Origin of the sequence: Bartonella acomydis (genome assembly GCF_039543025.1) — a bacterium.
GTDB lineage: Bacteria > Pseudomonadota > Alphaproteobacteria > Rhizobiales > Rhizobiaceae > Bartonella > Bartonella acomydis.
The window spans coordinates 1-11,254 of sequence record NZ_BAABIY010000015.1; the positions used below are offsets into that span (position 1 = coordinate 1).

4 protein-coding genes and 1 pseudogene are annotated in these 11,254 nt (G+C 43.7%); all 5 read right to left on the reverse strand.

All coding sequences use genetic code 11. The features are described 5' to 3' along the window. Positions 1-511 (reverse strand): annotated as a pseudogene (locus ABD909_RS08600) (filamentous hemagglutinin); the annotation flags it as partial. A gap of 16 nt (positions 512-527) precedes the next feature. Then, positions 528-941, reverse strand: a complete 414-nt coding sequence (locus tag ABD909_RS04195) for a hypothetical protein (RefSeq protein WP_345096718.1) — start codon at positions 939-941, stop codon at positions 528-530. Continuing rightward, the gene (locus ABD909_RS04200) at positions 938-1,552 is read right to left on the reverse strand and encodes a hypothetical protein (RefSeq protein WP_345096719.1); all 615 of its coding nucleotides are present in this window, start codon (positions 1,550-1,552) and stop codon (positions 938-940) included. The genes ABD909_RS04195 and ABD909_RS04200 overlap by 4 nt, the downstream gene beginning before the upstream one ends. A gap of 224 nt (positions 1,553-1,776) precedes the next feature. After that, positions 1,777-9,393 (reverse strand): hemagglutinin repeat-containing protein, encoded by a 7,617-nt coding sequence (locus ABD909_RS04205; protein WP_345096720.1) that lies wholly within the window; start codon positions 9,391-9,393, stop codon positions 1,777-1,779. A gap of 23 nt (positions 9,394-9,416) precedes the next feature. After that, positions 9,417-11,207 (reverse strand): ShlB/FhaC/HecB family hemolysin secretion/activation protein, encoded by a 1,791-nt coding sequence (locus ABD909_RS04210; RefSeq protein ID WP_345096721.1) that lies wholly within the window; start codon positions 11,205-11,207, stop codon positions 9,417-9,419. Positions 11,208-11,254 lie beyond the last annotated feature (47 nt).

Consider the following 11,254-nt stretch of genomic DNA (forward strand, 5'->3'; position numbering starts at 1 on the left):
ATAGGCAATTTTATAAATTTTATAAAAATAACCCAATCCTTCATCGGATAAATCATTGATCATATCTAAGCGATTATGCACTGCTCCCTCAAGGGATGTGGCGTCTATTGGTGCAACAGCCTGATGGATTGTTGCAGTATTGCGGTTGAGAGAGCCTATGATTTCTCCAGCATCTTGCCCCATCGCCCTTTGTCCGGTTGTATTGGTTAGGATGATGGTTCCATCACTGATAGCGGATTTGGTTTCTCCTTCTGCGCCATCCTTGGCTTTGCCATGGTTTAAAACATTCTTGGTAATATTTTTTATCGTGTCATTTCCAGAAAGGCTAAAACCATGGCTGCTGNTCCGTGACTGTAATATCAAAACCGCCCGTACCTGCTTTAATGCCTGTTTGCTCTACAACACTGTGATAATCACTAGAGGATTTATCCTTGTTCAAAGAAGCGCTCATTGAATCTCCACCACCCGTTGCTCCAGCACCAAAGCCAACATTCTCATTAAAGCGCTTTGCGAATGGTTTTGCGCTGTTAAGGTTGGCATTCATCCGCGTTTTTATACCTTTTACAATAAGGGCTGTTTAAGCGCTTTTCGACACTTCGCTTCGGAATAACAGCACCAGGTCGACAAATCGGAAGATTTTCTTCTCTAAATGTATAACACCATCCTCCTATATGTTCATCTTTATAGCGGAATCCTGATTGGATCATACAGGCATGAATTGTTGCCCATCCATTATTGTTTACCTCTCTATTTTCTGTATCAGGATCAATAAGGCTCGGCATGCCACATTCCAAAAGAGCTTTTCCTACCTCAGTAGAATCTGCACCAGGTTTCTCCCACATACTCACGTATGCTGGAGCAGGTTTGTCAATATTTGATATGTCACATCCAGTAACACTTAACAAAACTATCCCACCTAATAATTTAAACAATGTATTCATTTCTTTCTCCCTAAATAACCTAAACCTAAATTATCTAAAATCGCATGAGGTGCATAAATTGTTGCATTATGAGGTGTTCCATAATCATGTTTACATGCATCACTTGCATCACCATAACACTTATGGGTGGTACTAGGATTATGGCCGCGTAGCGCTCCCACTTGCTCTTTTATTGCAATTGCCGATGGAAATAATACATAGAGGAGCTTCCAGGGTACCTTATAAGCTGTAGGTGGATTGTGACCAATTCCTGTACCAATGGGATCAAAGAGATGGCTTTGTAAATAAATATGATCTTTTTTACCATCACTCACATAATAGTGTGCATTTGCTATCGATAGAGAGTTATCAGCTGGTCCATAAAGATAAATATCTGTTTTTTCTGCGAGACCGTGGATGCCATGCTCTTCAAAGTCACGCAGTCCATTGCCTACTGTTAAGCTACCACGGCTGTGCGCACTCACAATCACCCCATCATTACCATAACGAGAGGCAAAATCTTGAAATTTCTTGGTCGAATTACTCCATCCCCCAAAATACTCATAAATTGCTACCCCAAACTCTACTAGCTTGTCTTTAGCTTGGGGTGGTGGTAAAATAAAGGGGTTCATGCGCATTATCAGCCATTTGCACAGCATTACGGGCTGCTTCATCAGGTGAATTAGAAATACCATTATAGAACATACGCCTGTTGCTATCAGAGCCAGCTTGTAAATGCTTTTCTTCCTCTGGTTTTAATAGCGATACAGAATTATTGGTTTTCCATCGCTGCCTTTTATAGGTTTTCCATTGTCATCAATTAAATAGAGGGCATTACCATTTTCATTGTACTCAACTACAGTAGTGGTTTCTCTTTGATAAATGTGGTTTTAGCGGCATCATCAGCACGCTTTTTAGCAGCAGCAGCATCAGCACGCTTTTTAGCAGCAGCAGCAGCAGCACGCTTTTTAGCAGCAGCAGCATCAGCACGCTTTTTAGCAGCAGCAGCATCAGCACGCTTTTTAGCAGCAGCAGCATCAGCACGCTTTTTAGCAGCATCATCATCAGCACGCTTTTTAGCAGCATCATCATCAGCATGCTTTTTAGCAGCAGCAGCAGCAGCACGCTTTTTAGCGGCATCATCATCAGCACGCTTTTTAGCAGCAGCAGCATCAGCACGCTTTTTAGCAGCAGCAGCATCAGCACGCTTTTTAGCAGCAGCAGCATCAGCACGCTTTTTAGCAGCAGCAGCATCAGCACGCTTTTTAGCAGCAGCAGCATCAGCACGCTTTTTAGCAGCAGCAGCATCAGCACGCTTTTTAGCAGCAGCAGCATCAGCACGCTTTTTAGCAGCAGCAGCATCAGCACGCTTTTTAGCAGCAGCATCATCAGCACGCTTTTTAGCAGCAGCATCATCAGCACGCTTTTTAGCAGCAGCATCATCAGCACGCTTTTTAGCAGCAGCATCATCAGCACGCTTTTCAACGATTTTATCAGTACGCTTAAAACCTTCCTGCAGCAATTCCGTAAACATTTCACGGTCTTCTTGGACGTTTTTTTTCAGCTTGCCTACATCAATGGGTGAGACACCCTGATGAGCGTTGGCAGTATCGCGATTAAGGGAAGCAATGGCTTGGTCTGCATTTTGCCCTGTCAAAGCTTTCTGCCCTGCCTCATCAGTAAGGATGATGGTGCTATTACTGATAGCGGATTTGGTGTATCCTTCTCTTGCCTCCCCCTCTTTAGTATAACCTAAAACATTTTGGGCAATGTTTTTCCCGACGCCATATTTGCTTAGATCCATGGAAACACTCGCTGAAATGCTCATCCCATCACTCTTGGTTTGTGCATGAGCACTGTTGGTTATGTCGCTGGTAGTGATAGCTCCTGTAATCAAACGGTTTTTGTCTGCCAAAGCCGCACTTTCAATAATTCCTCCAGTGAGTGTTGTTTGATTTTTAACTTTGATATCAAAGCCGCCCTTATCAGCTTTAATGCCCGATTGTTCCACAACGCTGTGATAATCGCTAGAGGATCTATCCCTTTGGTAAGAAGCATCTATTGATGTACTATTAACATTTCCCGAACTCTGAATCCCAAAAGAAAAAGAGTTTTTTTTGCTGGAAGTTTTTTCCGTATCGCTCTGGCTAGTAATGCTGAAATCACCACCAACATTCATCTCTACATAGTCTCCAGAAATCACTGCCCCTGCCAGTGTGGTGTTTCTCCCACTATTGGTATGAACCGTACCGGAGCCTTTAACATGGCTGTTTTTGTGTTGCACCTGTTCACTAGAGTCCTTTCCTTTCCCAAAGGAAGCACTGCCCGTCCATCCAGAACCACTCGTGCCATAACTGTATCCAATACTCATGGAAGCATTTTCATTGTTGTTTTGTCTGCTTTGCGTGTTTTTTGCACTTTCAAAGGTGATATCTTGCCCTGCTGTCAGATTAATATTCCCGCTCTGTTCATCAGAGTTCAGCGCATAAATCGGCTTCTTTGTGCCAGCGGTAATATCAGCGCCAACACCATGGATGCTGCCTTTGTGAGCGTTCATGTTAATAGAACGCTCTGCTTTTATAGTGTCTGTTACTGCGGTGGAGACTTGAGAAGAGGCTTCTGTTTTCTCAAGCTTAAAACCTACTGAGACGTTGGCTGAAGGCCCGATCGCATTAAGAAGGGCATTTTTGGTTGCACCACCTTTTATCCCACGATAAAGACCTTTGCCTGTCTTATAGAGATCATAGCCTTTTAGAGCACCAAGAACACCATAGCCGATTTTTGCTTCAGTATTTCTATCAAAAAAATTTTTTCCCGCATCCTTCAAATTTTTTATGCTACCAAGAATGCCAATATCGGCAGAAGCTGTGACACCGGCAAAGAAATTTTCATGTTTTTCCTTCCCATTAGAGGTATCATAGCTTTCCGATAATGTGATATTATTGCCCGCATCAATGTTGACATCACGGCCTGCCGAAACATTTGTCGTTTGTAAATTCACATCATTGCCGGCATTGATTTGCACATCTCTACCCACTGTAAAATTGGATTGAACGGAAGTCTTTTTCTGTTCATCGCTCGCATTTTTGGTGCCATTAACACCAATCCCTAAAGAAGCACTACTGCTGCTTTTTTCATACTTAAACTGAAAGCCAAAGCCTGTGCGTTCTTCCTTTGAATTTGTGCTATAGCTATTGTGACCAGGCAAAACATTGATATCATGGGCTGCCGAAAGCTTGATATCTTCCTGCGCTATAAAATCAGAGCCGACCACATTCACATCGTCTTTTTTGGCAGTAATGGTGATATTTTTCCCATTGAACGAAGAGCCTTGATGTTCAAAACTTTCTTCATTCTCTGTCTTTCCCTCACTCCCGTAGATTGAGACAAAGTCCTTGCCTGAGCCAACACCAAAACCGGTTTCATGGGTTTCTGAATGGCTCTTATGATGATCTGTCATGCCATCAATCGTCACGCTTTCCCCGCTCACATGGATGTCTTCATTGGCAGTTATATGAGAAGCGGTAATCGTGGCTTCTTTTTCGGCATCCAACACAATGTTGCCCGTCGCCTCAAGAGTGGAGGAAACCGTTGTGCTATGCGATTGAGATGACTTGGAAGATTTCTTATACAAAGCGTTATTTCCAGACGATTGTTGTTGCTGGTCGTAGTGTTTTTGTGCACCTTTGATGAGAAGATTTCCCCCAGAGTGAATGGTAATATCCGCTTGTTTCTGATCAGGTGTTTCCCCTATCTTGCCGGCTGTGAGCGTCGATGCTACAATCTGCGTGTCATTCTCCGATTCAAGGGCAACACCTGTGCCCCCATATATGAGTGAACCGACAACCTCTGTTGCATCAATCTTGTTATACTCAGGTTTGCTACTGCTCAATACTCCACCATCTTTATGGTAGGACCTCTCATAAAGGAGACTTTCTTCTGCATTGTTGATGAGAATATCGTTGCTTGCTTTCAGCCCCACCTTGCCATCAGCCGTAACAAAACTGCCCGTGATGGTGAGATTATGCGGTTTTCCGTCCTGCCCCGCAATAGCGGTGATATCACCCCCAGCATTGATCAAAGAACCATTCTGCACAGCAACATGGGAGCTTTGATCTCCGCTATGACTATTGGCACTGTTGCGTGTGGCATCAATCGAAACGTTTTCTTTTGCTTGTAAGAAAAGATTATCCTTTGCTTGGACTTCAGAGCCTAAAATATTCAGATCTTTTCCAGAGGAAAGCGTTGTTGAGCCCCCAGAATGAACTTCTGATTGATGATGCATAGATGCATTGCCCTGCGCATCATGATGCTCGGTTTTAACGGCACCGATTGTCAAATTACCCTGCTCTGTGGCCATGGTAAGATCACTTCCTGTGGTGATCTTGACCCCTGAGGCTGTGATATCTTGCTTAGCGAAAACTGTCGCATTGCCCCCAGCAGACAAGGCATTGGTGTTTAAAACAGTCTCCACACCGTCAACCATTGTGCGCCCTGCCTCCAAGCGAATATTGTTCTGTGCAAGCAAAACAGCATCATTCTCGGCGGCAAAATGCCCCCCTTGACTAAAGATATCACCACTTTGCACAAATAAGTTATGGGATGCACTTATCCGCCCTGAATTCACCAAATCTTTTGTGGTCATATTGACTTCATCGCCCATCATCAAAGCCCCAGCAGAAACAAAGGAGGCTCTGTCTTTTTCAGGGATGTAAAGCACCGGTGCATAAACCTCCATGCCCTTGACTTGTTGACGGACATAAATCACCATCGGGGCTTCTAAGCTTGCCAATTGTTCTTCACTTAAAGGCTCACCAAAGGGGAGATTGTGGGCTTTGGCATAATCTGCCCCTCTATCCAGCAAGGTTTTAACTTGTTCAATCGAATCTTTTCCTGGAATAAAGGAGCCTTTGCCTAAACCTTGCCCTACAAGATCACGCATTTGTTTTTCAATCAGTTGCTTTTCAAAATAAGCATCCCCTAAGAAAAAAATCTCCCGATCTGGCTGATAACCAATTCTATTCAAAAAATAAGCAGATCCATAAAACTTCCCAACATCAAGAAATTCTGCCCTGGTTTCATAAATGAAATTCTGTTGAGGCAAAGTGCCCCCAACACCCCCCGATTGGGGCTTTGGCAAAGGGAGCCCCTCAGAAAGATCCCCCGTCCCATTGATGTCCACTTTGGGTGTAAACAAAGCACCAGCCCCGGTTAAACCGTTCAGTGCCTCCAGCGGATTATCTCCAACCGCTTTGGCCTCAAAATGGGCGTCTCCCGTAATGGACCCTTCAACAGCCGTGTTGTTGAGTTGATCAACCACCAAATTCAAGGTGCCTCCTGCCTGAACAAGACCAGAAACCGTATCAAGAACTTCTGAACTGATGTGGCGGTTACCATTATTGGTTATATCAAGCTTAGCATTATGACTTCCATCGGCGTTATAAGCATAACAATATGCATCCGTATTGGCATGACAACCGGCATACACGCTTTTATATGTGGTAGCCCCTACATTGGTCAGCACATTCGCATGGATATCCGCATTTCTTCCTGCTTCTATGATGCTATAGTTATTTTTAATATCATTAGCGTTAATGATGAGATTGCCTTGAGATTGAATCATCCCCTGAACCGCTGGTTTATGCGAAAACCACTGCGTAACAGTCTTCTCACTCATGTATGATCCCGAATTCCATTGATAGCGTTCTATGTTTTCTCTTTTTGTATCATATTTCCAAGTAAAAGCCTTATAGACTGTTCCATTTTGCAAAGTTGCCGTGCCGTACGTTCCTTGTGTATTAGTCCAAAGTTTTTCATCAAATCTAAAGCCAGCGTCTATAAAACCCTCATGTCCAATTGATATAAACTTATGGTGCCCACGACCCCAACTATCACAGCTCATATCGTGATATAACCTCTTATCTCTGAGTTGATCAGAACCCTTTGGTTTTTGGAATGAAATGGTCGCATTTTCCTTTTTTTCCTTAATTTCAGGCTTGCTATCGGCTTCATTTTGCAAAGTTTTGGTTTGGATGTTTAAGTTTCCACCAGCTTGAATAAAGCCTGCTTTATTAACAAGGGAAAGGCTTTTTCCTGTGCCATTTGCATTGGTAAAAAACAAATCACCTTCTGCCATAATGGCGCCAAAATCATTCAACAAAGCTTCATCAACTTGTAAAGCCCCATTCCCACCAGTATAGATTAGCCCCGTTTTGTTGATGGTCGCATTCCCTGTCACACTAAAGACTAAATTCTGTCCCGCTGCCAATTGACCACTATTGTGAAGCTCCCCTGTTTTGATGATGAATTCTCGTGCCGCTAAAACTGATGTTGCCTTATCCACCATAACGCCTGGAGCAACAAAGAGAATATCTCCAGTCCCCCCCTCATCTGTCACAGCTTGGAGCCGTGCATTGTGAATATCAAGGGCATGGGTGCTGTTAAAATCTAAACCGCCATAAGTCAATTTGCTGCCCGAGACATCAATATGATCTGCAATTAAATACAGCGTTTGCGGCGTATAAATATGAGAACGATTATTGCTTAAATCCAGTGTCGGTGCTGTCAACCTCACATCCCCCAGAACAGACAGCACATTCTCAACACTGATCCCTCCTGATACCGATGTCAATGTGGCTGTGCCATATCCAATGACCTGATCATAATAAATGTCGTTGCCTGCAAAAATTTCAATATTGCCACCACTGATAATATGTCCAACCTTTATACCTTTTTCTGCTGTGATCGAAAGAGAACCTTTATCATAAAAAACAAGATCACCGGAAGGATTCGAAGAACTTGCCTGAGAGGCAACAAAATCTAAACCTGTCATCACTGTGCCAGCTTCAAGGCTGCTACCCTTCAAAACAGCATCCCCACCTGTCATCAGCGAAGAAAAATCAATCGCTCCACCATCAATGTCTGCCCTGCCATAAGCAATTAGTTGTCCAAAATGAACCCCAGCATCAGGTTGTGTATGAAGAGCGACATCGTGGTGTGAGCGAAGGGATTGAGAAACAAGTATCCCCTTATGAGAATCTAAAGTAATATCCCCTGCGCCATAAATATTTTCTGCGGCAATACCCCCACTTACACTTTGAAGATCAACACCCCCTTGGCTGCCCAAAACAAGATTTCCGGTAGCCCCCGTTGCTGTCATATCAACCCCACCGGCTAAAAAATGCGCCCTGATATCCCCACCGGCATGCGCATTTAAGTTGCCTCCTGCCAAAACAGTGCCACCTATGGTCAGATCACCAACCGCCTCAAACGCCATATCAGCCCCTGCCCCTAGCCCAGAGACTTTGATATCATGGTGTGACGACAACTTCATATCACCCCCAGAGGTCGCTTGCCCAGCAATGGTTAAAAGCCCATCCTGCGCCTCTATCTTCAAATGACCCTCAGCCCCAATGGTTTCTAACCTCACATCTTTTTTCGCGGCAATATCAATATTCTTTTTAGAGCTGATGTGCTTTGCCAAGACGCTCTGGCTTTTCGATTTGAGAACAACACCCCCGTGACCAAAAACATTCTTCAGCGAAATTTTTCCATCAGCCGAAAGATGCAATTGCCCAGCATTGGCCGCCATATCATGGCGCATGCGAACCCCTACACCTTTTTCGGTTGCCACAAGTTTAATCTGATCCGCCTGGAGTGCCCCCAAAGCAGAACCATCTATCGCATATTCTGGTTTACCAGTAATATCGCTCAGCTCCTTCATCTGGCGAGAGCTATAATCATAACTGCCCGTTCCAGCCACAACCCCAATATCCTTTCCCGCAACTGGACCTTCAAAATGCACTGTGCGTGAAACAATATCAACAATATCAACAGCCCCTTTGCCAGTGAAAAAATTTGCTCCCTTTACGCCAAAAGTGATGTCTCCACCTCTGATCACAAAACCTTTCAGAAAACCAGAAGCATCAATTTCTGGAACACCGGTGGTTAATGTCGTATGGGGGGTATTAATAAAGCCACAACCATCACAAGTTATTCCATTGGGATTGGCTATAATCACATCTGCAGGACGCCCAAAAACTTCTCCTGGTCCATTCAAGGCACTGCGCTTGCTGCTGGTTACTTCATTTAAAATAACCTTCGCTGAACCCGTCACACGCAAATGGGGATTGCCCGGCATAATGCCCCCCAATTGTGATTGCCCCACTTCCTGCGCATGATTGTTCCAAATAACACCAGAATGACCAATATTAAAATCATCATATTTATTGTGCGATAAACCACTGCTATTGGGGGTGACAATATCTATGGAAGGAACCCCATTGGGCGCTGCCACTATATCTGGACGATGGGCGGCACTCGCGTTAGGATCAACTGCAATTTGCGCCTGTAACGCTGAAGGGGCGAACAAACAAGAAAAACCAAGTCCCCCAAATAAAACCTTTTTGAGCATCGTACTGGAAACTAAAAAACCTAATAAAGCGGCTCTTTGTTCTCTCTTCTCATATCTCATGCTTGTACTCCCCATCGCTATCCTTAAAGATCCATTGTTAATGTCATTAAAAACGTGTCTGACTTTTTATGCTTGACTGTGCTCCAGAAAATACTGGAATAACGCGCATCAAGAGAAACCATGCCCCCCGAAAGCTTGACACCTGCGCTCCAACCGGAAAGCTGTTCATTGGCAAAACCATACAAAGGTTGTGCAAAAACACGACCATAGTCCAAACCAACATAGGGGCGAAGTTCTCCAAAAACCTTTTTGAGCGTCGCGTTGTTGCGCCATGGAATAGTGCGCAGCATCAAATCATTACGGATAAAAAAGCCGTTATTGCCAAAAACCAAACTCTCACGCGTGCCGCGAACATTGGAAGCGCCCCCCAAAGAGATCTGCTCTGCAGCTAATAAATTATGCGGTGAATATTGCCCACTGAAAAGATTGCTTAAGACAAAATTCCACCCGCTCACCTCAAAGGGTGTCATAATATTAAGAGTCCCAGTAAATTTGGCAAATTGAGGCTCCGCATCCCCCGCTCCTGGAGAATGTTTTTTTACCGAATGAAAAATGGTAAGTCCTTGCAAATAACTGATATCAAAGGTCCAAGTCCCCCCTAACATCTGACGAGAATGCGATATCCCAAAATTAGCGACACTATATTGACGGCTGCCCACTTCAATCTTATTGCCGAGGAGGTAATTGTTAGTTCTTTTATAGGAAAGACCTAAATTCAAAGTCGTCAAAGAAACACTATCACGGTGGAGTACCCTGCTGGTACTGGCATGTAACTCACTGGAATCCCCCGTCGTTTCAATATCGCTAAGGTTGCCCTTAATAATGCTTTGATAATTATAAGCAGTGCCATTTAAACCAAAGGTCCAATAACCATAGGGGATACTCACACTTGCTGAAATGTTATTGCTATGGCCTTCTTGTTCGCTCCCGCCCCAATAATCTGTTTGACTGCGTTGATAACCAAAATCCCACGCATCATTGAGCCCTAAAATATTTTCCAACTTTAAGCCTGCACTATAACGGGCATAACCCGTTGAAGACTGGCCTAAATTATCATGGGAAACACTAACCTTGAAAGCTTTATCCGGTTGATTGTTAATATTGACAATGGTGCTTCCCTCTTCACGACCTGGTAGAAGCTCACTTTGAGCATGTGCTGAAAAAAGCCTGTTGATTTGATCTAGACCCTGCTCAATATCGCGCATGTTGAGAATATGCCCTTCCAAACCCGGAAAAGCACTCCACACAACATAATTATGTGGTGAAGCTGGTAAACCATTGTAATAAATATCCGAAAGCTTCCCCTCAACAACAACAAACTTTAACGTCTTACTGCTTTTTATATCTTGGTCTGGGATATAAAAACGCGCTGTGACATAGCCTTGATCCAAATAGACTTTGGTTAACTGCTTGATTAAAAGCTGAATATCAGCAAGACCTATACATCTCCCAACGTAAGGATCTGTGACCGCTGCTATAGCACGCTTTGTGATGTGATAAACCCCATCAACGATAATATCATCAATTGCAAAACATTGCTTTCCACCCAAAAGCGTTTCTGAATTTTGCTCTGTAGATGTTTTTGTTCTTTTGGGCGTTAAAGCGCGCAAATTTTCAAGTCTTTCTAATCGCTGCTTCTCAGAATACCCGCGAGAAAAAGTATCTGTTGGGGAATGAAAAACAGCCGAGAACCGCGCATAAACCGTTCTCCCACAAAACAGAACAAACAACACGAAAATGACAAGAAAAAAACTTAAAAAACGCTTCCAACCTAAAAAGATGAATAACAATACAGATTGCCCCGCTTTTATCATTCATGAAGCGATATAACGCTTCATAAACCCTCGATAATACAAATTAA

Bases quoted from the DNA above. Each gene is read 5' to 3' on its own strand.
- ABD909_RS04195 (WP_345096718.1), bottom strand. From the start codon at position 941: ATGAATACATTGTTTAAATTATTAGGTGGGATAGTTTTGTTAAGTGTT.
- ABD909_RS04200 (WP_345096719.1), bottom strand. From the start codon at position 1,552: ATGAACCCCTTTATTTTACCACCACCCCAAGCTAAAGACAAGCTAGTA.
- ABD909_RS04205 (WP_345096720.1), bottom strand. From the start codon at position 9,393: ATGAGATATGAGAAGAGAGAACAAAGAGCCGCTTTATTAGGTTTTTTA.
- ABD909_RS04210 (WP_345096721.1), bottom strand. From the start codon at position 11,207: ATGATAAAAGCGGGGCAATCTGTATTGTTATTCATCTTTTTAGGTTGG.